This is a genomic window from Nonomuraea phyllanthi, from assembly GCF_006334985.2.
GTDB classification, from domain to species: domain Bacteria; phylum Actinomycetota; class Actinomycetes; order Streptosporangiales; family Streptosporangiaceae; genus Nonomuraea; species Nonomuraea phyllanthi.
The window spans coordinates 240,004-261,810 of sequence record NZ_VDLX02000002.1; the positions used below are offsets into that span (position 1 = coordinate 240,004).

Consider the following 21,807-nt stretch of genomic DNA (forward strand, 5'->3'; position numbering starts at 1 on the left):
CGGGTTCAGTGCCGCCGCGCGACCGCCACACGTGATCCTTTAGCCCTGAGGTCGACCATCTTGCCTGGTAGGAGCGCCATCAGGTCGAGCGCGCGCAGGGTGAGGGCGGTGTGACGTTCGCCGGTGGCGGTGTAGACCGGCTCGTCGTCGATGAGCAGCAGCCGGTCGTCGATGAACATGGGCAGCGACCGCGGCAGCAGCAGCGGGCAGACCAGCCCGCTGGCGTAGTCGGTGGCCGAGTTGACCACGTGGGCGGGGGCCGGCCGGACCCGGCGCACCCCCAGTAGCCCGCCGATGGCTCCGAGCGGCGGCGACGCCGAGACGGGGCAGGTGGCGGCGATGACGACCTCGCGGCCGACCCTGGTGGTGACTTCCAGCACCGTGACCTTCAGGCACCTGTCGGGCGCCGCCGAGACCGCTTCGGGCAGATCTTCCGCGCAAGTCATGGGACGCGGAAGGCGTACGATCTCATGATGGACCTGGTGTGCGAGGAGCCAGCGGTGGATCGCGAGGGCGTCCTTCATATAGTCCTCCTTGCCTTGTTCCATGGCCCCCGACGGTCCCAAGACCGACGGTAACCCGGGACCGGTGTGGCTCGGGGGATATGTTTCGGCAGCACAAGAAGGACCTATCCGCTTGTCCGACACGACTCTGACTGACAGCCAGCGCCGCGCCATGACGGACCTGTTCCGCAAGATCGCGCCGGTGGCCGACGAGCTCGGCCGCCTCTTCGCCGCGCACGGCCACGAGCTCGCCCTGGTCGGCGGCCCCGTACGCGACCTGCTGCTCGGCCGCATCGGCAACGACCTCGACCTGACCACCGACGCCCGCCCCGAGCGGGTGCTGGAGATCATCAGGGACTGGGCCGACTCGGTGTGGACGATCGGCATCGACTTCGGGACCGTGGGCCTGCGCAAGGGCGACTCCCTGATCGAGATCACGACGTACCGCAGCGAGTCGTACGATCCGAAGTCGCGCAAGCCCGAGGTCATGTACGGCGAGACGCTCGACGAGGACCTGGAGCGGCGCGACTTCGCGGTCAACGCGATGGCCGTGCGGCTGCCCGGCCACGAGTTCGTCGACCCCTACGGCGGGCTCGACGACCTGCGGGCCAAGGTGCTGCGCACGCCGGGCACCCCCGAGCAGTCCTTCGGCGACGACCCCCTGCGCATGCTGCGGGCCGCCAGGTTCGCCTCGCAGCTCGGCTTCGCCGTCGACCGGGAGGCCGTGGCGGCGATGACCGCGATGGCCGAGCGCATCGAGATCGTCTCGGCCGAGCGCATCCGCGACGAGCTCGACAAGCTCGTCCGCGGCGGCGACCCGCGCGAGGGCCTGCGGCTGCTGGTCGAGACGGGGCTGGCCGCGCACGTGCTGCCCGAGCTGCCCAGGCTGCGCCTGGAGATCGACGAGCACCACCGGCACAAGGACGTCTACGAGCACACCCTGACCGTGCTCGACCAGGCCATCGCGCAGGAGGAGGACGGCAAGCCCGACCGGATCCTGCGCTGGGCGGCGCTCATGCACGACATCGGCAAGCCGAAGACGCGCCGCCACGAGCCGGGCGGGCGGGTCTCGTTCCACCACCACGAGGTGGTCGGCGCGCAGCTGACGAAGAAGCGGCTCACCGAGCTGAAGTTCCCCAAGGACGTGGTGGCGGACGTCGCGCGGCTGGTGGAGCTGCACCTGCGCTTCCACGGCTACGGCACGGGGGAGTGGACCGACAGCGCCGTGCGCCGCTACGTCCGCGACGCCGGTCATCTGCTGGACCGGCTGCACAAGCTGACCAGGGCCGACTGCACGACGCGCAACAAGCGCAAGGCCGCGGCCCTGTCACGCACCTACGACCACCTCGAGGAGCGCATCGCCAGGCTCGCCGAGGAGGAGGAGCTGGCCAAGATCCGGCCCGAGCTCGACGGCAACGAGATCCAGGCGATCCTCGGCGTCGGCCCTGGGCCGGTGGTGGGTCGGGCCTACCGGTTCCTGCTCGACCTCAGGCTCGACAAGGGCATGATCGGCAAGGAGGCGGCTACTGAGGCGTTGCTGGAGTGGGCGAGGTCGCACGAGTCTGGCGGGTGACCATCCGGTAGGCGAGTGCCGCCACGGGGTAGCCGACCGAGACGATCACGACGGCGAGGTAGGACTTGCCGTTGGCCGGCAGGATCATCGCCGACACGGCCGCCGCCAGCACGTACATGCCGTTGAACAGCATGTCGTAGATGGAGAACGCGCGGCCGAGGTAGATGTCCTCGACGTCGCGCTGGACGGTGGTGTCGGCGCAGATCTTGACGCTCTGCCCGGCCACCCCCAGCACGAACCCGGTCACGGGCAGCCCCCACTCCTGGAACGGCAGCGTCAGCGCGGCCGTCAGCACCCCGGCCGCCGACAGCGCGATCGGCACCCAGCGCTCGATCGTGAACCGCTCGGTCGCGTACGGGGTGATGATCACGGCGAGGAAGTAGCCGACGCCGGACGTGGCCACCACCAGGCTGACCCCGCGCAGGGCGGCGTCGGGGTCGCCGTCGGTGAAGTAGTAGCGGTAGAGGATGATGCCGAGGGCGGTCGCCATGCCGTAGAGGAACCGGTGGCCGGCCAGCGCGCCCATGGTGGCGGCGGCCATCCGGTGCCCGGCCAGGTGCCTGGCGCCGTCGACCAGGCCCACCAGCACGTTGCGCATGGCCTCGCGGGCCTGCGGCCGGTTCGGGTCGGCCTCGGGGCCGAGCAGGTCGCGCCCCATCGTCCGCGCCACCAGCGCGCTCAGCCCGAACACCACGCCGGAGGTCACCAGCAGCAGCGCGACGCCCGGGTCGTCGCCGCCGAACAGCTCCCGCAGCAGGAACCCCACGCCCGCCCCCACGAACGTCACCACGGTGCCCGAGGTGGGGGTGACCGCGTTGGCCGCCATCAGCCGGTCGGGCGTCACCACGTGCGGCAGCGCGGCGCTGAGCGCGGACAGGAAGAACCGGTTGACCGCCAGCACGCAGAGCGCCGCCGCGTAGAACGCCGCGTCGGGCGCGTCGGCGGCGACCAGAGCGGCCGCGGCCAGCAGGAACACGCCGCGCACGACGGGCGCCACCACCAGGATCTGCCGCCGCGACCAGCGGTCGATGAACACGCCGACGAAGGGCCCGAGCACGCTGTACGGCAGCAGCAGCACGGCGAGCCCGGCGGCCACCTGGAGCGCGGTCGTCTGGCTCTCGGGGCTGAAGAAGGCGAAGCCCGTCACACCGAACTGGAAGATCCCGTCGGAGAACTGGGAGACGAGCCGGGTGCTGAACAGCCGCCGGAAGTCATGGCTGCGCAGGACCACGCGAAGGTCGGCGACAAACGACACTCGGCAAGCCTAGCCCTCCGCCGCCCGGCCGTAGGATGCCAGGGGTTCGTGCCCAATGGGTTCCTAGTGGTGGCCGTGGTCTCGTACGCTTCATAGCGTGACGACTGAGGAACACGTTGTGCTGGTCGACCGTGACGGCCAGGCACTCGGCACCGCGCCCAAGTCAGAGGTGCACGGCCGTGAGACCCCCCTGCATCTGGCGTTCTCCAGCTACGTCTTCGATCACGAGGGCCGTGTGCTGCTCACCAGGCGTGCCGACCACAAGGTCACGTGGCCGGGCGTCTGGACCAACAGCTGCTGCGGCCACCCGCTGCCGGGCGAGCCGTTGGCCGAGGCAGTCGGGCGCCGCCTCTCCTACGAGCTGGGGCTCACGGTGGAGCGCGTCGACCTGATGCTGCCGACGTTCGCCTACCGCGCGGTCATGGCCAACGGGATCGTCGAGCACGAGCTCTGCCCGGTCTACCGGGCCACGGTCTCCACGCCCGTCGCGCCCAACCCCGAGGAGGTGGGGGAAACGCGGTGGATGCCCTGGAAGGAGTTCGCGGAAGGGGTGTGCAGCGGGCTGCTGGCGATCTCGCCGTGGTGCCGGGAGCAGGTGCCGCTGCTGGTCGAGCTCGGCGCCGACCCGATGGCCTGGCATCCCGCCTCGCCCGCCGCCCTCCCGCCGGCGGCCCGCCCGTAGCCGGTCACGGGCAGGCCGCCGGTCAGCAGGAGGTCAGCGCTCGACCTCGCCCCTGATGAACTTCTCGACGTAGTCGCGGGCCTCGTCGTCGGAGTACTGCTCGGGCGGCGACTTCATGAAGTAGGAGGAAGCCGACAGGACGGGGCCGCCGATTCCCCGGTCGAGGGCGATCTTCGCGGCGCGCACCGCGTCGATGATGATGCCCGCCGAGTTGGGCGAGTCCCAGACCTCCAGCTTGTACTCGAGGTTGAGCGGCGTGTCGCCGAACGAGCGCCCTTCCAGCCGCACGTACGCGAGCTTGCGGTCGTCCAGCCACGGCACGTGGTCCGACGGCCCGATGTGCACGTCGGCCTTGCTCATCTCGTGCGGGATCTGCGAGGTGACCGCCTGCGTCTTGGAAATCTTCTTCGACTGGAGTCGCTTGCGCTCCAGCATGTTCATGAAGTCCATGTTGCCGCCGACGTTGAGCTGGTACGTGCGCAGCAGCTCCACCCCGCGGTCCTCGAACAGCTTGGCCAGCACCCGGTGCGTGATCGTGGCGCCTACCTGCGACTTGATGTCGTCGCCGACGATCGGCACCCCGGCCTCGGTGAACTTCTGCGCCCACACCGGGTCGGAGGCGATGAAGACCGGCAGCGCGTTGACGAAGGCCACGCCGGCGTCGATGGCGCACTGCGCGTAGAAGCGGTCCGCATCCTCCGAGCCGACCGGCAGGTAGGACACCAGGACGTCGACCTGGTTGTCACGGAGCACCTGGACCACGTCGACGGGCGACTCGTCGGACTCCTCGATGATCTCCCGGTAGTACTCGCCCAGGCCGTCGAAGGTGTGGCCCCGCTGGACCGTCACCCCTGTCGGCGGCACGTCGCAGATCTTGATGGTGTTGTTCTCGCTGGCGACGATCGCCTCCGAGAGGTCGCGGCCGACCTTCTTGGCGTCCACGTCGAAGGCCGCGACGAACTCGACGTCGCCGACGTGGTAATCGCCGAACTTCACGTGCATCAGGCCAGGGACCCGTGTGTCCGGGTCGGCGTCCCGGTAATAGTGAACGCCCTGGACCAGCGACGACGCGCAGTTGCCGACACCGACAATGGCCACGCGAACCGAACCCATCGCACTCGCTCCCTTACTCATCATGTGACGTGGTATCTCCTTCGGGCCTCTCCTCTGAGGAGGCCCGACGCTCCGTTGCGATCAGCTCGTTCAACCAGCGCACCTCGCGCTCGACGGACTCGAGCCCGTGGCGCTGCAGCTCGAGCGTGTAACTGTCGAGGCGTTCCCTGGTGCGCGCCAGCGCCGTGCGCACCGCGTCGAGGCGCTCCTCCAGCCGGCTGCGGCGGCCCTCGAGAATGCGCAGGCGCACCTCGGCCTCGGTGTGGCGGAAGAACGCGAAGTGCACGCCGAAGCTTTCGTCCTCCCACGCGGAAGGACCGGCCTGCGTCAGCAACTCCTGCAGGCGTTCCTTGCCCTCGGCGGTCAGCTTGTAAACGATCTTCGATCGGCCGCCGACGATCGTGGCGGGAGCCGGCTGCTCCTCCGCGATGAGGCCCTGGGCGAGCAGCGATCGCAGGCACGGGTACAGCGACCCGTAGGAGAACGCGCGGAACATCCCCAGCAGGGCGTTGAGCCGTTTGCGCAGCTCATAGCCGTGCAGTGGCGTCTCGTGCAGCGACCCGAGCACGGCCAGCTCCAAGACCCTGCCCTGTCCGCCGGCCACCGGAACCGCCCCCTCTCGCGTCGATGTATCGAGCCGATACATCCCGAGGATACGTCGCACCGCTATATGCCTGCAATCTGCGAATCCGCCAAGCCGTTGGGATGAGGCCGAAAAACGCCGTAGTCTGGCGCTCATGTGGTCTCAGCGAAGGGTGGTGGATTACGGCCTGGCCAAGCGGGCGGTGGTCCGCTCCCTGCACGCGGGGCAAGCCTCGCGCGGCGACGTCTGTGACGCACAGCCCTACCTCCTTCGCGCGGCGCGCTATTTCGGCCAGCCGACCGAACGCCTCTGCCCGGTGTGCGAAAAGGAGAACGTGACCAACGTGACCTATGTCTACGGGGATTCCCTCGGACGGCATGCCGGCCAGGCAAAGGTCGCGTCAGAACTCGCCGCAATGGCCCATGATTACGATGAGTTCCGGGTGTACGTGGTCGAGGTCTGCCAAGGTTGTTCCTGGAACCACCTGACGGTTTCGTACGTACTCGGCAACGGTCCGCCTGACCTCGCTGGCCAAGCGTGAAAACCGAGGGCGGCGAGGACCTCACGCCCGACCGCCGTTTATGTTCCGACGACGATGCGAGGACGCGTGAGTAACAGCATGAATGAGGGGACGGCTCGCCCAGGGAGGCGCCGTCGCTCAAGCTCATCCCGTTCTTTGCCCTACGCCGCCGCACCGCAAACCGGCGAGCCGGGCTGGGGCGAGGCGCAGCCGCAGCGCCGTCCCGAAGCCGCCTACGAGCAGACCGGCGCCATGGCCGCGCAGCCGTACGACGACCCCCCTCCAAGCGGCGACCGGCCGGGGCCGCGCACGCGCGCCCGGCAGGAGGCGCGCGGGCTGAGCCGCGAGGAGACGATGGTCAGCGACGCGCCGAGGCGCTCGCGCAGGCGAAGCGACGGCGGGCCGCCGGAGCCCCCCGAACCGCCGGTCAAGAAGGGCGGCGGCGGCAGGGGCGGCTGGCGCAGGTTCGTGCCGAGCTGGAAGATCGTGGTGGCCGGGTTCGTGGTGCTCGCGGCCGGCATCTTCGGCATGATCATGGTCGCGTACGCCAACACGCCGGTGCCGAGCGAGGCCCAGGCCGACGCGCTCGCGCAGCAGAGCACCATCTACTACCGGGACGGCAAGACCGAGATCGCCCGGATCGGCAAGAAGCGCGAGAGCGTCGACATCTCGAAGATCTCCAAGACCGTCCAGGACGCCGCGGTGGCCATCGAGAACGACACGTTCTACGAGGACTCCGGCATCTCGATCCCCGGCATGGTCCGCTCGGTGTGGATGACGGCGACCGGGCAGCAGCGTCAGGGCGCCTCGACGATCACCCAGCAGATGGCCCGCGCCTACTACGACGGGCTCAGCCAGGAGGTCTCGATCAAGCGCAAGGTCATGGAGATCTTCGTCGCGGTCAAGCTCGACGAGACCATGACCAAAGACCAGATCATGCAGACCTACCTGAACACCATCAACTTCGGCCGCGCCTGGGGCGTCGAGGCCGCCTCGAAGGCGTACTTCGGCGACAAGGTCACCGCCGCCAAGCTGACGCCCGCGCAGGCCGCCTACCTCGCCGCGCGCATCCAGCAGCCCAACTGGGCGGACGACTCTCCCGCGCTCAAGGAGCGCTTCAACACCGTCATCCAGTACATGGCCAGGCAGTGGCCCGACAAGTACGGCCAGCTCCCGCAGACGGCGAAGTTCCCCAAGGTCGTCAGGAACGCCAGCGAGAACGAGCTCGGCGGCATCAGGGGCTACATGGTGGTGCAGGTGCTGGAGGAGCTGAAGGAGCGCGGCCTCACCCCTGACGAGGTCAGGAGCGGCGGCTACCACATCATCTCCACCTTCGACAGGAAGCTCATGCGGGCCGCGAAGGAGGCGGTGAAGAGCACCACCAGTTCCATGAGCAGGGAGTACCACGCGGGGCTGGCCGCGGTTGATCCGCGCAACGGCCGCGTCCTGGCCTTCTACGGCGGTGACAACTACGTCAAGGACTCCTTCAACGAGCCCTTCGACGCCGCCAAGCAGGCCGCGTCCGCATTCAAGCCGTACGTGCTGGCCGCCTGGCTGCAGGCCGGCTACTCGCTCAAGAGCTACGTGCCGGGCAACGAGACGGTGCCGAAGGAGATACCCGGCATCCAGAAGGAAGGCATCAGGAACAGCCACAACGTCGGCCCCGTCAACGTGATCGAGGCGACCGCCGAGTCGGTCAACACCGCGTTCGTGTCGATGGCGTACGCGCTGCCGGGCCAGCTCGACGACGTGAAGAACCTCGTGGAGTCGGCCGGGTTCAACCAGAAGCGCATGGAAGCCGACGTCAAGGAGCACAGCTACCAGTTCTCGATCGGCAGCGCCCCGGTGACGCCGGTCGAGCAGGCCGCCGGCTACTCCATCTTCGCCAACGGCGGCAAGTACACCAAGTACCACGTGGTGCAGGAGGTCAAGCAGAACGGCCAGGTCGTCTACGGCGAGCAGCGCGCCTCCAAGCAGGTCATCGACCCCGGGGTCGCCGCCGACGCCACGGTCGCCCTGGAGGAGGTGCTGAGGAGCGGCACCGCGCGGGGCCAGGGCCTGGGCAACCGGCCCGCGGCCGGCAAGACCGGTACGAACAACGACGAGAAGGAAGCCTGGTTCGTCGGGTTCACGCCGCAGATCTCCACCGCGGTCGGGTTCTACCGCGAGGAGTGCAGGACGAAGGGGGGCAAGGTCGTCCAGCCCATCAACGCCAGCTGCCCGGTGACGCCCGGCGGCAAGCCGAGCAAGAGGTACAGCGGCGAGAAGCCCTACAGCTCGGCCTTCGAGGTCTCCCTCGGCTTCGAGGGCGCCGGCGCGCCCACGGCCACCTGGCGGAAGTTCATGCTGGCGGCCCACGAGGGCCTGCCGGTCGAGCAGTTCCCCAAGAAGGCCGACATCGGGGTGGCCCAGAACATCGTGCCGAGCCCGACGCCCACGCCGACGAAGACGCCCGACAACCCGTTCGACAGCGGCGACAACCCGTTCGGCGACCAGGACGGCGGCGACCGCGACTGTCTCGTCGGCCCGTGTGACGACACCCTGCCCGACGGCAACGTCACCACCGACGACGGCGGCGGCGACTGGGGTGGCGACGGTGGCGACGGTGGCGACGGCTTCCCGCAGACCGCCGACGGCGACGGTATCGGCGGCGGCCGCGCGCCCGACCCGCGGCCGTCCGGTGGATGGCTGCCGATGACGAGACCTGAGAACCGGTGACGACCACGGAGGCGCGCGTGCCGCTGATGGCACGCGCCGTGCCGTACCTCCCCCTGGGGCTGATCGCGGCCCTGGGGGCGTCCCTCGCGTACGTGGTGCGCCTGCCGTGCCGCACCGGCGGCTGGAACGAACAGATCTCGACGTACACGAACTTCTGCTACACCGACATCTACCCGCTGTACTTCGACAGGTCGCTGGCCACCCAGAACCCCTACTTCGCCGACGTGCCGTTCGACAAGCAGGTCGAGTACCCGGTGGTGCTGGGCGAGGTCATGCAGGTGATCAGCTGGATCGCCCGCGCGATCTCGCCCGACCAGGGCGTGCAGGCGGCGAAGTTCTACGACCTGACGGTCGTCCTGCTCGGCTTCAGCCTGGTCGCCGGCGTCCTGCTGATGGCCGCGGTGGCCGGGCCGACGCGGCGGTGGGACGCGCTCTGGTACGCCGTCGCGCCCGCCGTGGTGCTGGCCGCCTACATCAACTGGGACCTGGTCGCGGGCGCGCTGTCGATGGGCATGCTGCTGGCCTGGGCGCGGCACCGGCAGGTGCTGGCCGGGGTGCTGCTCGGGCTGGCCATCGCCACCAAGTTCTACCCGCTGATGTTCGTGGGCGCGTTGTTCCTGCTCGCCTGGCGCACCGGGCGATGGCGACCCTTCCTGGTCACGTTCGGCTCGGCCGTGGGCGCGTGGATCGTGGTCAACGCGCCGTTCATGCTCTTCGCCTGGGACGGCTGGCGCCGGTTCTACGTCTTCTCCCAGGAGCGCGGGGTCGACTGGGGTTCGCCGTGGCTGTTCTTCCAGAGCAAGGGCTGGGCCGTGCTCGGCGAGACCGACGTGAGCACGCTCGGCATGGCCTCGCTGGCCGTCCTGTGCCTGGGCATCGCCGTGCTCACCCTGTCGGCGCCGCGCCGGCCGAGGCTGGCGCAGATCTGCTTCCTCGCGCTGGCCGCGTTCATGATGACGAACAAGGTGTGGTCCCCGCAGTTCGTGCTCTGGCTGGTGCCGTTCGCCGTGCTGGCCAGGCCCAACTGGAAGCCGATCGTGCTGTGGCAGCTCGCCGAGATCTGGTACTTCCTCGCCATCTGGCTCTACCTGCTCGCGCAGCCCCCGCTCAGCAGGGCGGACCTGGGCATCGGTGACAACACCTACTTCACCGCCGTGTGGGCGCGGGCCATCACGATCGCGATCATGATGGCGTTCGTCGTCCGCGACATCCTGCGGCCCGAGAAGGACGTGGTGCGCCAGGGCGGCGTCGACGACCAGGTGGGCGGTGCCTTCGACGAGGCTCCCGACCGGTTCACGCTGGCGCCGGCCGTACGATGATCACCCGGTCGGCCGCCCGCGACGCGCTGTTGTTGTGGCTCGGCTCCCGGGCCGGGCTGCTGGTGGCGACGCTGCTCGGCACGGCGCTCGGGGCGTACGCCGACAAGTGGCGCAAGTGGGATGCCGGGCTGTTCATCACGATCGCCCAGTACGGCTACGACGGCGAGCCCGGCAGGCCGGTGGACGACGGGCTGCCCGCGTTCTTCCCCGGCCTGCCCGCGGTGCTGCGGATCGTCCACGTCCTGGTGCCGGACTGGTCGGCGGCCGGGCTGCTGGTCTCGCTGGCCGCCGGGGCGGTCGCCATGGTGGCGCTGGCCCGGCTGGCCGAGCTCGAAGGCGCGACCGGCTGGATGGCGGTGCTCGCGCTGCTGCTCTTCCCCATGGCGGTGTTCCTGGCGGCCGGCTACAGCGAGTCGCTCTTCCTGGCCTTCGCGATCCCGGCGTGGCTGGCGGCCCGGCTGGGGAGCTGGCCCGCCGCCGCGGCGCTCGCCGCCGGGGCCTCCTGCGTGCGGATCACGGGGTTGTTCCTGGCGATCGCGCTGGTGGTGGAGTTCGTCAGGAGCAGGGAGTCCGTCCGGCGGGCCGGATGGCTGGCGGTGCCGTTCCTGCCGCTGGTGGCGTATTCGTACTACCACTACAGCCGGTCGGGCGACTGGCTGGCCTGGAAGCACGCGCAGGAGGCCGGGTGGGGGCGCGACTTCGCCTGGCCGTGGGAGTCGTGGAAGACGACGTGGCGCTCGGCCATGGGCTCCGACGACTTCGCCGTGGCCTTCAGGATGGAGATCGTCGGCGCGGTGGTGGCGGTCGCCGTGCTGGTCTGGCTGCTCGTGCTGCGCCGGTGGAGCGAGCTGGCCTACACGGGGCTGCAGGCGGCGGCGCTGATGACCTCGGCGTACTACCTGTCGATCCCGCGCTCGCTGCTGCTGTGGTTTCCGCTGTGGGTGCTGGTCGCGAAGGTCTCGACCAGGAGACCGTGGGTGATCGCCGCGTACGCGCTGGTCTGCGGGCCGCTCATGCTGGTCAACGCGGGACGGTTCCTGAGCGGCGCGTGGGCGGGCTGAAACCTCTACCCGCTTTTCGGTCTCGGTAATCCAGGGAAGTTATCCACAGGCTGTGTGTATTCACTGGAGGTTCTTCCGCAGGAAGGCGATGTCCTCCGCCTGACCCTCTCCGGGCGTCTCCACGACGATCGGCGCCCCGGCCGCCCGGCAGACCGCCAGGATCAGCTCCGGGTCCATCTTCCCCTTGCCCAGATTGGCGTGGCGGTCGGCGCCCGAGTCGAAGTCGTCGCGCGAGTCGTTGCAGTGGACGAGGTCGATCCGGCCGGTGATGGCCTTGACCCGCTCCACCAGGCCGACCAGCTCCTCGCCGCCCGCGTGCGCGTGGCAGGTGTCGAGGCAGAAGCCCACGTCGAACCCGTCGAGCGCCTCCCACAGCCGCGCGATGCGCTCCAGCTTGCGCGCCATCGCGTTGCCGCCGCCCGCGGTGTTCTCGATCAGCACGGGGATCGGGCACTCCATGCGCTCGAACACCTTGCGCCAGTTGTCGAAACCGGCCTGCGGGTCGTCGTTCTTGTTGACGTGGCCGCCGTGCACGACCAGGCCCTTGGCGCCGAGGCCGGCGGCCGCCTTGAGGTGCTGCTCCAGCAGCTTGCGGCTGGGGATCCTGATGCGGTTGTTGGTGGTGGCCACGTTGATCAGGTAGGGGGCGTGGATGTAGATGTCGACGCCCTCGACCGGGCTGGCGGGCAGCACCGGCTTGTCGTAGCCCTGGGGATCGCCGAGGAAGAACTGCACCACCTCGGCCCCCACCTCCCGCGCGTGGGCGGCGGGGTCGTCCTGACCGACATGAGCTCCGATGCGCACCATGCTTCCCGAGCTTACGTCCTGCGTGAGCCCTGGAACGCGGTTTGCGGGAGGCACGTCAGGGCAGTCGGCTGTCGCCCCCTACGCGAGGAGAAGCGACATGGCACGCTGGCGCTGGCGAGCGCTGATCTTATTAGTTTACGTAGTGATCGGGATCTACGTGGCGTGGGTCTACGACTACATCACCCCCGGACTGCTCAAGGACGTCGCGGAGGCGTTGCTGGCCGTCTTCCTCTGGTTCCTGGTCCTGCTCGGCATAGACCTGCACATCGGCGGGTGAGTCACATATCGCACGGCCCCGGGGGACGCGCGCCGGGGCCGTACCCATGGGCGGGCGCAGTTTATGGGTGAGGGAGGAAACCGCCGTGCGCGATGCCGAGCGCGGCCCCCACGAACGCCCCCACCATGCCGATGATGTTGAGCGAGCGCTGCGGCGTGGTGGCCGAGACGTACTGCGAATAGAGGCCGATGCCGAAACCCGCCGTGCCGGCCCAGGCCGAGATCACGTGCGCGGAGACCCAGAACGTCGAGACGAAGGCCGTCAGACCGCACACCAGCGTCGCCACGGCCAGGGCGTTCTCCATCGGGTGAGATTTTCCGTCGGTGTTGAGCGTGAGCCTGAACCGCTCCCGTTGGGAGGGCTGAAGCACGTGTGGCACTGCCACCACCCCCTAGGTTTTCTAAAGGCCTTCCCACGTACTCCCAGCTGATAACCTGGACCACGCTGCGTTGTGATGGAAGATCCATCGCCCCGGCGGGCCGAAAGGGGCACCCGGGCACAGACGTCAGCGTCCTCCTGTCACGGCAGAGTGTCGTGACCGCAAGAGTCCAGAGGAGGTTGGAGTCCCGTATGCGTCGTTACGAAGTAATGGTCATTCTGGACCCTTCGCTCGATGAGCGCACCGTCGCGCCGTCCCTCGACCAGTTCCTGACCGTCGTCCGCAACGACGGCGGCACCGTGGAGAAGGTCGACGTGTGGGGCCGCCGTCGTCTCGCCTACGACATCGACAAGAAGTCCGAAGGCATCTACGCCGTCATCGACCTGTCCGCGGAGCCCGCGACGGTCAAGGAGCTCGACCGGCAGATGAACCTCAACGAGGGCATCCTGCGCACCAAGGTCCTCCGTCCCGACGTGCACTAAGCCCCGGCTTTTGTCGGGGAAGCCCCGTACTCTGAGCCGTAACCCAAGCGAAGGCGTGCAGGAAGGCGAGCGCTAGCCATGGCAGCAGGCGACACCGTAATCACCATTGTCGGCAACCTCGTCGACGACCCGGAGCTGCGCTTCACCCCGACGGGGCAAGCGGTGGCTCGATTCCGCATCGCATCCACTCCGCGGTTCATGGATCGCCAGACCAACGAGTGGAAGGATGGCGAGAGCCTCTTTCTGACCTGCAACGTGTGGCGGCAGGCGGCGGAGAACGCCGCCGAGAGCCTGCAGCGCGGCATGCGGGTCATCGTGCAGGGGCGGCTCAAGCAGCGGTCCTACGAGACCAAGGAAGGCGAGAAGCGCACCGTTTACGAGGTCGAGGTCGACGAGGTCGGCCCGTCCCTGCGTAACGCCACCGCCAAGGTCAACCGCACCTCCCGTCAGGGCGGTGGCGGCGGCTTCGGCGGCGGCCCGGCCGACGACCCGTGGGCCTCCGCGACCCCGGCCCCGCCCCAGGGCGGCGGCTTCCAGGGTGGTGGCGGCGGCGGTTACGGCGGCGGAGGCGGCGGCCAGCAGGGTGGCGGCTTCGGCGGCGGTGGCGGCGACTTCAGCGACGAGCCGCCTTTCTAACACCTGTCCACAAGCCCGAGTCCATTCCCGCCCGAAAAGCGGGGCTCTGAAAGGAGCACCACGATGGCTAAGCCGGCACTGCGCAAGCCGAAGAAGAAGGTTTGCCTGTTCTGCCACGACAAGATCTCCTACGTCGACTACAAGGACACGGCCCTGCTGCGGAAGTTCATCTCCGACCGCGGCAAGATCCGTGCCCGCCGGGTGACGGGCAACTGCACCCAGCACCAGCGCGACGTGGCGACCGCGATCAAGAACGCCCGTGAGGTGGCCCTGCTGCCTTACACGAGCACCGCGCGCTAAGGAGGTCTGTCGACATGAAGCTCATCCTCACCAACGAGGTCTCCGGCCTCGGCGCCCCTGGCGACGTCGTCGAGGTCAAGGACGGCTACGGCCGTAACTACCTCATCCCGCGCGGCTACGCCATGCGCTGGACGCGCGGCGCCGAGAAGCAGATCGAGACCATCAGGAAGGCTCGCGACGCCCGCGAGATCCGCGACCTCGGCACCGCCAAGGAGGTCGCCGGCCAGCTCGGCGCGCTGCGGGTCCGCCTGACGACGCGGGCCGGCGAGTCCGGCCGCCTGTTCGGCTCGATCACCACGGGCGACATCGCCGACGCCGTCAAGGCCGCCGGCGGCCCGCTGCTCGACCGCCGCCGCATCGAGATCGTCAACCCGATCAAGAGCGTCGGCTCCCACCGCGTCTCGGTCAAGCTGCACCCCGAGGTGTCCGCGTCCGTGGACGTCGAGGTCGTCGCGGCCTGATCCCGACCGAGCCCCCTCTTTCTGAGGGGGCTCTGTCGTTTTTCCTGGTTACGGCCCCGGTCCAGCCGCTCGCCGCGCTTCGGCGTCTGCCATGGTCCCATCCGTTACGGCTGCGCCCGGTTCTGCCACTCGCCGTACTTCGGCTGAGGACCTTCCAGGAAACGCCCTCTGACCCTTCACCGGCGGGCCGCCGCTACGCGAGCCCACCTTGACCGGCCACCATGGTCGCCATGAACGGCCGGCCACGGGTCCAGTGTGGCCGAGCAACCGCGGTCCAGCTGACAGGCCGGCCGCTTCCGCTTGATCGACAGGTGTGGTCAGCTTGGTCGAATGCCGTGGTCAGGGGCACCCGTGGGCGGTTTGCACCAATCGGGCGGCGTAGAATGCCGTCGTTCTTTCGCGTGTTCCCCCTGGAGGCATTGGCCATGGCCCGTCCCCTCATGCTGCTCGCGCTGGCCGTGGCGCTCGTCGCCTGCGCGCCGGTCGACAACACGGCGAGCACGGCCAGCCCGGCCGCGTCCACCGCGTGCACCAAGGACCAGCTCAAGCTCGCCACCCCGGGCAAGCTCACCATCGGCACCGACAAGCCCGCCTACGAGCCGTGGTTCAAGGACGACGACCCGAGCAACGGGCAGGGGTTCGAGAGCGCGGTGGCGTTCGCCGTCGCGGGGGAGCTCGGCTTCGACCGCACTGAGGTGCAGTGGAGCACGGTCAAGTTCGACTCGGCGTTCGCGCCCGGCGAGAAGCAGTTCGACTTCGACGTCAACCAGGTCTCCATCACGCCCGACCGCGCCAAGGCGGTCGACTTCAGCCACGGCTACTACACCGTCAAGCAGGCCGTCGTCGCCATCGACGGGAGCAAGTTCGCCGCCGCGAAGAGCCTGGCCGAGCTGAAGGACGCGAAGATCGGCGTACAGGTGGGCACCACCTCGCTCGACGCGGTCAAGACGGTCATCCAGCCGGCCGACGACCCCAACGTCTACAACGAGCAGATCGACGCGGTGAACGCGTTGAAGAACAAGCAGGTGGACGCGCTGGTGGTGGACCTGCCGACGGCGTTCTACGTGACGGCGGCGCAGGTCGAGAAGTCCAAGATCGTGGGCCAGTTCAGCTCGACGGGCGGCACGCCCGAGGAGTTCGGGCTGGTCATGGAGAAGGGCAGCGCGCTCAAGCCGTGCGTCGACAAGGCCGTGGACGCGCTGAAGTCGAAGGGCGAGCTGGCCAAGATCGAGCAGGAGTGGCTGGGCTCCGCGGCGGGCGCGCCCGAGCTGCGATGAGCGACCTCGCCGAGCGGCCCGCGGCGGGCGAGTGGGTCAAGTCCGAGCGGCAGCACCAGCGGGAGCGGGTGCGCAGGTCGCGCGCCCGCCGGTCGGCCTCGATCGCGACGGCTTCGACGATCGTCTTCCTGGTGCTGGTCGTCTGGGTGGTCACGAGCTCGCCCGGCTGGCCGCGCGTGCGCGAGACGTTCTTCGACGGCGGGCAGTTCGCCGCCGCGCTGCCCGACGTGCTGAGCGGCTTCCTGCTGAACATCAAGATCTTCCTGATCGCCGAGCCGCTGATTCTCGTCGTCGGGCTGCTGGTGGCGCTGGCCAGGGGGATCAAAACTCCGGCGTTCTTCCCGATCCGGGCACTGGCCACGCTCTACACCGATGTCTTCCGCGGCGTGCCGACGATCCTGGTGATCTACCTGATCGGGTTCGGGCTGCCCGCGCTGCGGCTGCAGGGCATCCCGACCGACCTGGCGACCCTCGGCATCATCGCGCTGACGCTTTCGTACGGCGCCTACGTGGCGGAGGTGTTCCGCTCCGGCATCGAGTCCATCCACCCGAGCCAGGTCATGGCGGCCCGCTCGCTGGGGCTGAGCCACGCGAAGACCATGCGGTTCGTGGTGCTGCCGCAGGCCACCCGCAGGGTCGTGCCGCCGCTGCTGAACGACTTCGTCTCGCTGCAGAAGGACACCGCGCTGGTGGCCACGATCGGGCCGCTGGAGGCGCTCAGGCAGGCGCAGATCCACGCCGCCAGCACGTTCAACTACACGCCCTATCTGGTCTCCGCGCTGCTGTTCATCCTGCTCACCATCCCGCTGGCCAGGTTGACCGACCACCTGGCGGCCCGTACGCGGAGGAGGCGCGGAGCATGAGCGAGGCGGCGACCGGGGCCGGACTGCTGACGATCGACGGGGTGTGGAAGAACTTCCACGGCCACAGCGTGCTGCGCGGGGTCGACCTGGAGGTGCGGCCGCACGAGGTGGTGAGCCTGATCGGGGCCTCCGGCTCGGGCAAGTCGACGCTCCTGCGCTGCGTCAACCTGCTGGAGACCGTGGACGACGGGGCGATCTTCCTCGACGGCCAGGAGATCACCGACCCGCAGGTGGACGTGGACGGCGTGCGCAAGCGGCTGGGCATCGTCTTCCAGGCGTTCAACCTGTTCCCGCACATGACCGTGCTGGACAACATCACGCTCGCGCCGCGCCAGGTGCACAAGGTGGCCAGGGAGCGGGCCGAGGAGCAGGCGCACGAGCTGCTGACCAGGTTCGGGCTGGCCGACAAGGCCAGGGCCTACCCCGACCAGCTGTCCGGCGGCCAGCAGCAGCGGGTGGCCATCATCAGGGCGCTGGCCACGCAGCCCAGGCTGATGCTGCTGGACGAGGTGACCTCCGCGCTCGACCCCGAGCTGGTGATGGAGGTGCTGGGGATCATCAGGGAGCTCAAGGAGTCGGGGATGACCATGATCCTCACGACCCACGAAATGGGCTTCTGCCGCGACATCTCTGACACGGTGTGCTTCCTGCACGGCGGCGTGCTCCTGGAGAAGGGCCCGGCCGACAAGATCTTCACGGCGCCCGAGCACCCGCGTACCAGGGAGTTCCTGCGCGGCGCGCTGGAGTCCGGCCGGTTCTAGCGCGGGTCTGGAGGGCCGACACGGGGTCAGGCGCCGGTCACCAGCCAGGCGGTGCCGGCGGCCCGGCGTACGAGGGTGAGCAGGCGCGCGAGCATCCACACCCCGAGCGCGCACCAGAGGGCGACCACCCCCAGTCCGGAGGCGAGCAGGGCGGCGGGCAGGTACGCCAGCGTCGTCCACACCCCCGCCCACGCCAGGTAGCGCTGGTCGCCCGCGCCGATCAGCACCCCGTCGAGCACGAACACGACCCCGCACACCGGCTGGAACGCCGCCACCGGCCACAGCACGGCCAGCAGCAGCTCCGTGACCGCCGGATCAGCGTCGAACAGACCCGGCAGCACCGGCCTGGCGGCGATCACGAGGACGCCGAGCAGCACCCCCGACCAGACGCCCCACTGCGTCATGCGCCGGGTGGCGGCCCTGGTGGCGTCCACGTCCCCGGCGCCGAGGGAGCGCCCCGTGATGGCCTGCCCGGCGATGGCGATGGCGTCCAGCGCGAAGGCGAGCAGCGTCCACACCTGGGTGGCGATGGCGTACGCGGCCAGCTCCGCCTCACCCATCCTGGTGGCGATCACGGTGGCCGCGAGCAGCACCACCCGCAGGCACGCCGTACGGACGAGCAGCGCGAACCCGGCCGTACCGGCCTGCTTGACGCCCTTCAGGCCGGGGAGGAGCGGCGTGCCCAGCCTGAGGGCGCCCCTGGCCACCACGGCGAGGTAGACGGCCGCTCCGAGCGTCTGCGCCAGCACCGTTCCCCAGGCCGACCCGGCGATGCCCCATCCCAGCCCGAGCACGAACCAGGCGTTCAGCGCGGCGTTCAGCATGAACGAGCCGATGGCCACCACCAGCGGCGTGACGGTGTCCTGCAGCCCGCGCAGCACGCCGGTCCCGGCCAGCACGACCAGCATGCCGGGCGCGCCCAGCAGGCTGATGCGCAGGTACGTGACCGCCTGCGCGGCCTGCTCCCCGCCCGCCCCGAACAGCTGCACGACGGCCGGCGCCAGCGGCCAGCACACGGCGATGAGGACCACGCCGATGGCCAGCGCCAGCCAGATCCCGTCCACGCCGCTGCGCATGGCCCGCGCGTGGTTCCCGGCGCCCGTCTGGCGCGCCACGGAGGCCGTGGTGCCGTACGCGAGGAAGACGCACAGGTTCACCAGGGTCGACAGGACGGTGCCCGCCACGCCCAGCGCGCCCACCGCCGTGGTGCCCAGTCCGTGGCCCACGATGGCGTAGTCGGCGAGCAGGAAGAGAGGCTCGGCCACCAGCGCGCCGAACGCCGGCACGGCCAGCCGGAGAATCTCCCGATCCCTGGACGTAATGAGCATTTGTCCATTATGGCCATTACGCCGCTTGTTGGGGAAACTTTCTTTTCTCCACAGCCGGTGGATAGCGTTTCCCCAGGTAGAAGGCGGTTCGGTGGATATCCGAGAGGGTTATCCACAGGCTGTGTCCACAGGCCGTTCACACCCTGGGCGCAGTAGTCCACAGGTTGTGCACAGGATTATCCACAGGTCGCGTTGCCAGCTGATGCACGTCTCCGCGAAACTGTCAGACCGGTCGGCTACAAGTGGGGGTGGTGCGACCGCCTGCAAGGTTCGAGGGGGCGCGGTGAGCATTGACGAGGAGACGGGCGCCGGGCCTGGTTTCGAGCGCACCCCGCCCAACAACATCGAGGCGGAGCAGTCGGTCCTGGGCGGCATGCTGCTGTCGAAAGACGCCATCGCCGACGTCGTCGAGATCCTGCGCTCCGACGACTTCTACCGCCCCGCCCACCAGATGGTCTACGACGTCATCACCGACCTCTACGGCCGGGGAGAGCCGGCCGACGCGGTCACCGTCTTCGACGAGCTGCAGAAGCGCGGCGAGATGGCCAGGGTGGGCGGCGCCGCCTACCTCCACACCCTCACGGCCGTGGTCCCCACCGCCGCCAACGCCGGCTACTACGCCAAGATCGTCAGAGAGCAGGCCATCCTCCGCCGCCTCATCGAGGCCGGCACCCGCATCGTCTCCTTCGGCTACGGCGGGCAGAACGAAGAGGTCGACGAGCTCGTGGACCGCGCCCAGGCGGAGATCTACCAGGTCACCGAGCGCCGCACCTCCGAGGACTACGCGCCGCTGGCCGACATCATGCCCGGCGCCCTCGACGAGCTGGAGGCCATCGGCAGCCGCGGCGGCCAGATGGTGGGGGTGCCCACCGGCTTCCAGGACCTCGACCAGCTCACCAACGGCCTCCACCCGGGCCAGATGATCGTCGTGGCCGCACGGCCCGCCATCGGTAAGGCGCTGGCGCTCGACACGCCGCTGCCCACGCCGACCGGCTGGACCACGATGGGGGAGGTCCAGGTTGGTGATCAGCTGATCGGTGCGGACGGTAGGCCGACCCGTGTGGTCGCGGCTACCCAGGTGATGTACGACAGGCCTTGCTACGAGGTGGAGTTCAGCGACGGCACCGTAATCGTTGCTGACGCCGATCATCAGTGGGTCACCTGGGACAACAAGGTGCGAAAGGCATACGACTATCATCGCCGTACCGGTGATCCGGCCTACCCCAATGACTGGCCCACCTGGACATCATCTTCCGCGTCTCGGATCAAATATGGTTACGGCGAGAGGGAGCGAATGCGTACGCTGCGTGCGCAGGGCCTGACATCTGCGGAGGTCGGGGGGTTGCTAGGACGTACGGCCACCGCTGTGCAACTCCAATGGAATCGGCCGGAGCCGGGCAATCGTTGCGAAACAGCGGTGAGGCCGCGCACCACGCGGGAAATCAGTGAGACCTTGAAAGCCCGAGGACAGCACAATCATGCTGTTCCGGTTGCCCGAGCTCTTGACACGATGCGCCGCGACCTGCCCATCGATCCCTACGTTCTCGGGTATCTCCTAGGAGATGGGGACACTGCGGGCAGTGGGCGTGTCGCGTGCGATCCCCAGGATCGAGAGTGGCTGCTCGACGAGTTTCGGTCGGCGGGCTACGACGCGGTGGAGTACACGAGTCCGGGCCACTTCGGCGTGCGAGGTTTGCGGGAGACGTGGCGTCGTCTGGGCCTGGACAAGGGCAAACATGTTCCCAGGGCCTACCTCCGCGCATCCATGTCGCAGCGGCTTGCCCTCGTCCAAGGACTGATCGACTCGGATGGATACGTGGACGGGCATGGCGCCTACCGATTCAGCAATACCAATGACCAGTTGGTGGAGGATTTCCTGGAACTCGTCCGGAGCCTTGGCTGCGGACCCCAGGTTCACCGCCGCGTCGGCCGCACTCGCGCAGGACGCACGTCACGTGATTCGTGGGAGGTCATCGTCCCGGCATCCATGCCGTTGGCGAAGCTTTCTCGAAAGGCGCAGCGCGCTCGGCATGAGTGGGGCCGAGAGCAGGTTTCCCGCTACATAACAGCCGTGCGACCGATTGAAAGCGTTCCTGTCCGCTGTGTGCAGGTCGACAACTCGGCGCACCTCTACCTGGCAGGGCATTCGTGGATCCCGACGCACAACAGCACGCTTGGACTGGACTTCGCTCGCTCGGCGGCCATCAGGCACGGGATGACCACGGTCATCTTCTCGCTGGAGATGTCGCGCAACGAGATCACCATGCGCCTGCTGTCCGCCGAGGCCCGCGTCGCGCTCCACACCATGCGCTCGGGCATGATGGGCGACGACGACTGGACGCGGCTGGCGCGGCGGATGAGCGAGGTCGCGGAGGCGCCGCTGTTCATCGACGACTCGCCCAACATGTCGATGATGGAGATCAGGGCCAAGTGCCGGCGGCTCAAGCAGCGTAACGACCTGAGGTTCGTCGTCATCGACTACCTCCAGCTGATGAGCTCGCCGAAGAAGACCGAGAGCCGGCAGAACGAGGTGTCGGAGATCTCCCGGGCGATCAAGCTGCTGGCCAAGGAGCTGGAGGTCCCGGTCATCGCGATCTCCCAGCTCAACCGCGGCCCCGAGCAGCGAACGGACAAACGCCCCCAAGTGAGCGATCTGCGCGAATCCGGAAGTATCGAGCAGGATGCCGACATGGTCATCCTGCTCCATCGCGAGGACGCCTACGAGCGTGAGTCGCCGCGGGCAGGCGAGGCGGACCTCATCGTGGCCAAGCACCGTAACGGACCCACGGCCACGGTCACGGTGGCGTTCCAGGGCCACTACAGCCGCTTCGTGGACATGGCTCAGCACTAGAGAGGCAGCCGGTAGTTCGGGCTCGGCCTGGGCCACTTCGCGATGCGAAACTCGGTTG

At 68.9% G+C, this 21,807-nt stretch carries 22 protein-coding genes; 15 read left to right on the forward strand and 7 right to left on the reverse strand.

What is annotated here, in order from left to right:
* Positions 1–5 precede the first annotated feature (5 nt).
* Positions 6–524 carry an aminoacyl-tRNA deacylase gene (locus FH608_RS06635; RefSeq protein WP_139629453.1) on the reverse strand — a complete coding sequence of 173 codons (519 nt, stop codon included), beginning with the start codon at positions 522–524 and terminating at the stop codon, positions 6–8.
* 151 nt (positions 525–675) lie between these two features.
* Between FH608_RS06635 and FH608_RS06640 the strand changes: the two genes are divergently transcribed.
* Positions 676–2,076, forward strand: coding sequence for a CCA tRNA nucleotidyltransferase (locus tag FH608_RS06640; protein WP_226899185.1), 1,401 nt, complete (start codon positions 676–678; stop codon positions 2,074–2,076).
* Here the strand turns inward: FH608_RS06640 and FH608_RS06645 are convergent.
* Positions 2,027–3,331, reverse strand: a complete 1,305-nt coding sequence (locus FH608_RS06645) for an MFS transporter (protein WP_139629458.1) — start codon at positions 3,329–3,331, stop codon at positions 2,027–2,029. The two genes, FH608_RS06640 and FH608_RS06645, sit on opposite strands and share 50 nt — an antisense overlap.
* Positions 3,332–3,428: 97 nt before the next feature.
* Here FH608_RS06645 and idi point away from each other — a divergent pair, with 97 nt between their 5' ends.
* Positions 3,429–4,013, forward strand: coding sequence for an isopentenyl-diphosphate Delta-isomerase (gene idi, locus FH608_RS06650; protein WP_139629460.1), 585 nt, complete (start codon positions 3,429–3,431; stop codon positions 4,011–4,013).
* 33 nt (positions 4,014–4,046) lie between these two features.
* Here the strand turns inward: idi and FH608_RS06655 are convergent, their stop codons facing one another.
* Entirely contained in the window at positions 4,047–5,126 is a 1,080-nt protein-coding gene (locus FH608_RS06655; RefSeq protein WP_139629463.1) for an inositol-3-phosphate synthase, read from the reverse strand.
* A gap of 13 nt (positions 5,127–5,139) precedes the next feature.
* Entirely contained in the window at positions 5,140–5,730 is a 591-nt protein-coding gene (locus FH608_RS06660) for a PadR family transcriptional regulator (RefSeq protein ID WP_139629466.1), read from the reverse strand.
* Positions 5,731–5,863: 133 nt separating this feature from the next.
* Between FH608_RS06660 and FH608_RS06665 the strand changes: the two genes are divergently transcribed.
* From FH608_RS06665 to FH608_RS06680, 4 genes are all read left to right on the forward strand, one after another.
* Positions 5,864–6,250, forward strand: coding sequence for a DUF5318 family protein (locus tag FH608_RS06665; RefSeq protein WP_139629468.1), 387 nt, complete (start codon positions 5,864–5,866; stop codon positions 6,248–6,250).
* A 135-nt stretch (positions 6,251–6,385) separates the two neighbouring features.
* Positions 6,386–8,947, forward strand: coding sequence for a transglycosylase domain-containing protein (locus tag FH608_RS06670; protein WP_139629471.1), 2,562 nt, complete (start codon positions 6,386–6,388; stop codon positions 8,945–8,947).
* Between the two features lie 26 nt (positions 8,948–8,973).
* The gene (locus tag FH608_RS06675; RefSeq protein WP_226899186.1) at positions 8,974–10,266 is read left to right on the forward strand and encodes a glycosyltransferase family 87 protein; all 1,293 of its coding nucleotides are present in this window, start codon (positions 8,974–8,976) and stop codon (positions 10,264–10,266) included.
* The gene (locus FH608_RS06680) at positions 10,263–11,327 is read left to right on the forward strand and encodes a mannosyltransferase family protein (protein ID WP_139629474.1); all 1,065 of its coding nucleotides are present in this window, start codon (positions 10,263–10,265) and stop codon (positions 11,325–11,327) included. The genes FH608_RS06675 and FH608_RS06680 overlap by 4 nt, the downstream gene beginning before the upstream one ends.
* Positions 11,328–11,387: 60 nt before the next feature.
* On the opposite strand, the gene FH608_RS06685 is transcribed toward FH608_RS06680, so the two are convergent.
* Positions 11,388–12,134, reverse strand: coding sequence for a deoxyribonuclease IV (locus FH608_RS06685; protein ID WP_193318266.1), 747 nt, complete (start codon positions 12,132–12,134; stop codon positions 11,388–11,390).
* 97 nt (positions 12,135–12,231) lie between these two features.
* Between FH608_RS06685 and FH608_RS06690 the strand changes: the two genes are divergently transcribed.
* On the forward strand, positions 12,232–12,411 hold the full coding sequence (locus tag FH608_RS06690) for a hypothetical protein (RefSeq protein WP_139629476.1): 180 nt from the start codon (positions 12,232–12,234) through the stop codon (positions 12,409–12,411).
* Between the two features lie 61 nt (positions 12,412–12,472).
* Here the strand turns inward: FH608_RS06690 and FH608_RS06695 are convergent, their stop codons facing one another.
* Entirely contained in the window at positions 12,473–12,790 is a 318-nt protein-coding gene (locus FH608_RS06695) for a hypothetical protein (protein ID WP_226899069.1), read from the reverse strand.
* Positions 12,791–12,981: 191 nt separating this feature from the next.
* Between FH608_RS06695 and rpsF the strand changes: the two genes are divergently transcribed.
* The 7 genes from rpsF (at position 12,982) to FH608_RS06730 (ending at position 17,570) form a co-directional block, all read left to right on the forward strand.
* Positions 12,982–13,272, forward strand: coding sequence for a 30S ribosomal protein S6 (gene rpsF / locus FH608_RS06700; RefSeq protein WP_026214314.1), 291 nt, complete (start codon positions 12,982–12,984; stop codon positions 13,270–13,272).
* Between the two features lie 78 nt (positions 13,273–13,350).
* The gene (locus FH608_RS06705) at positions 13,351–13,908 is read left to right on the forward strand and encodes a single-stranded DNA-binding protein (RefSeq protein WP_139629478.1); all 558 of its coding nucleotides are present in this window, start codon (positions 13,351–13,353) and stop codon (positions 13,906–13,908) included.
* 63 nt (positions 13,909–13,971) lie between these two features.
* Positions 13,972–14,208 (forward strand): 30S ribosomal protein S18, encoded by a 237-nt coding sequence (rpsR, locus tag FH608_RS06710; protein ID WP_020543048.1) that lies wholly within the window; start codon positions 13,972–13,974, stop codon positions 14,206–14,208.
* Between the two features lie 14 nt (positions 14,209–14,222).
* Positions 14,223–14,669 carry a 50S ribosomal protein L9 gene (rplI, locus tag FH608_RS06715; RefSeq protein ID WP_139629480.1) on the forward strand — a complete coding sequence of 149 codons (447 nt, stop codon included), beginning with the start codon at positions 14,223–14,225 and terminating at the stop codon, positions 14,667–14,669.
* A 425-nt stretch (positions 14,670–15,094) separates the two neighbouring features.
* A complete protein-coding gene (locus FH608_RS06720; protein WP_139629481.1) occupies positions 15,095–15,946 on the forward strand; it encodes an ABC transporter substrate-binding protein in 852 nt (283 codons plus the stop codon).
* Entirely contained in the window at positions 15,943–16,809 is an 867-nt protein-coding gene (locus FH608_RS06725) for an amino acid ABC transporter permease (RefSeq protein WP_139629483.1), read from the forward strand. The genes FH608_RS06720 and FH608_RS06725 overlap by 4 nt, the downstream gene beginning before the upstream one ends.
* Entirely contained in the window at positions 16,806–17,570 is a 765-nt protein-coding gene (locus FH608_RS06730; protein WP_139629485.1) for an amino acid ABC transporter ATP-binding protein, read from the forward strand. The genes FH608_RS06725 and FH608_RS06730 overlap by 4 nt, the downstream gene beginning before the upstream one ends.
* A 26-nt stretch (positions 17,571–17,596) precedes the next feature.
* Here the strand turns inward: FH608_RS06730 and FH608_RS06735 are convergent, their stop codons facing one another.
* A complete protein-coding gene (locus tag FH608_RS06735; protein WP_139629487.1) occupies positions 17,597–18,898 on the reverse strand; it encodes an MATE family efflux transporter in 1,302 nt (433 codons plus the stop codon).
* A gap of 373 nt (positions 18,899–19,271) precedes the next feature.
* Here FH608_RS06735 and dnaB point away from each other — a divergent pair, with 373 nt between their 5' ends.
* Positions 19,272–21,749, forward strand: coding sequence for a replicative DNA helicase (gene dnaB / locus FH608_RS06740; protein ID WP_394367661.1), 2,478 nt, complete (start codon positions 19,272–19,274; stop codon positions 21,747–21,749).
* The last annotated feature ends 58 nt before the right edge of the window (positions 21,750–21,807 follow it).

What these genes read in the sequence shown, in the direction of transcription:
- FH608_RS06635 (WP_139629453.1), bottom strand. Translation starts at nt 524, where the DNA reads ATGAAGGACGCCCTCGCGATCCACCGCTGGCTCCTCGCACACCAGGTC.
- FH608_RS06640 (WP_226899185.1), top strand. Translation starts at nt 676, where the DNA reads ATGACGGACCTGTTCCGCAAGATCGCGCCGGTGGCCGACGAGCTCGGC.
- FH608_RS06655 (WP_139629463.1), bottom strand. Translation starts at nt 5,126, where the DNA reads ATGGGTTCGGTTCGCGTGGCCATTGTCGGTGTCGGCAACTGCGCGTCG.
- FH608_RS06665 (WP_139629468.1), top strand. Translation starts at nt 5,864, where the DNA reads ATGTGGTCTCAGCGAAGGGTGGTGGATTACGGCCTGGCCAAGCGGGCG.
- FH608_RS06675 (WP_226899186.1), top strand. Translation starts at nt 8,974, where the DNA reads ATGGCACGCGCCGTGCCGTACCTCCCCCTGGGGCTGATCGCGGCCCTG.
- FH608_RS06680 (WP_139629474.1), top strand. Translation starts at nt 10,263, where the DNA reads ATGATCACCCGGTCGGCCGCCCGCGACGCGCTGTTGTTGTGGCTCGGC.
- FH608_RS06685 (WP_193318266.1), bottom strand. Translation starts at nt 12,134, where the DNA reads ATGGTGCGCATCGGAGCTCATGTCGGTCAGGACGACCCCGCCGCCCAC.
- FH608_RS06690 (WP_139629476.1), top strand. Translation starts at nt 12,232, where the DNA reads ATGGCACGCTGGCGCTGGCGAGCGCTGATCTTATTAGTTTACGTAGTG.
- rpsF (WP_026214314.1), top strand. Translation starts at nt 12,982, where the DNA reads ATGCGTCGTTACGAAGTAATGGTCATTCTGGACCCTTCGCTCGATGAG.
- FH608_RS06705 (WP_139629478.1), top strand. Translation starts at nt 13,351, where the DNA reads ATGGCAGCAGGCGACACCGTAATCACCATTGTCGGCAACCTCGTCGAC.
- rpsR (WP_020543048.1), top strand. Translation starts at nt 13,972, where the DNA reads ATGGCTAAGCCGGCACTGCGCAAGCCGAAGAAGAAGGTTTGCCTGTTC.
- rplI (WP_139629480.1), top strand. Translation starts at nt 14,223, where the DNA reads ATGAAGCTCATCCTCACCAACGAGGTCTCCGGCCTCGGCGCCCCTGGC.
- FH608_RS06720 (WP_139629481.1), top strand. Translation starts at nt 15,095, where the DNA reads ATGGCCCGTCCCCTCATGCTGCTCGCGCTGGCCGTGGCGCTCGTCGCC.
- FH608_RS06725 (WP_139629483.1), top strand. Translation starts at nt 15,943, where the DNA reads ATGAGCGACCTCGCCGAGCGGCCCGCGGCGGGCGAGTGGGTCAAGTCC.
- FH608_RS06730 (WP_139629485.1), top strand. Translation starts at nt 16,806, where the DNA reads ATGAGCGAGGCGGCGACCGGGGCCGGACTGCTGACGATCGACGGGGTG.
- FH608_RS06735 (WP_139629487.1), bottom strand. Translation starts at nt 18,898, where the DNA reads ATGCTCATTACGTCCAGGGATCGGGAGATTCTCCGGCTGGCCGTGCCG.
- dnaB (WP_394367661.1), top strand. Translation starts at nt 19,272, where the DNA reads ATGCTGCTGTCGAAAGACGCCATCGCCGACGTCGTCGAGATCCTGCGC.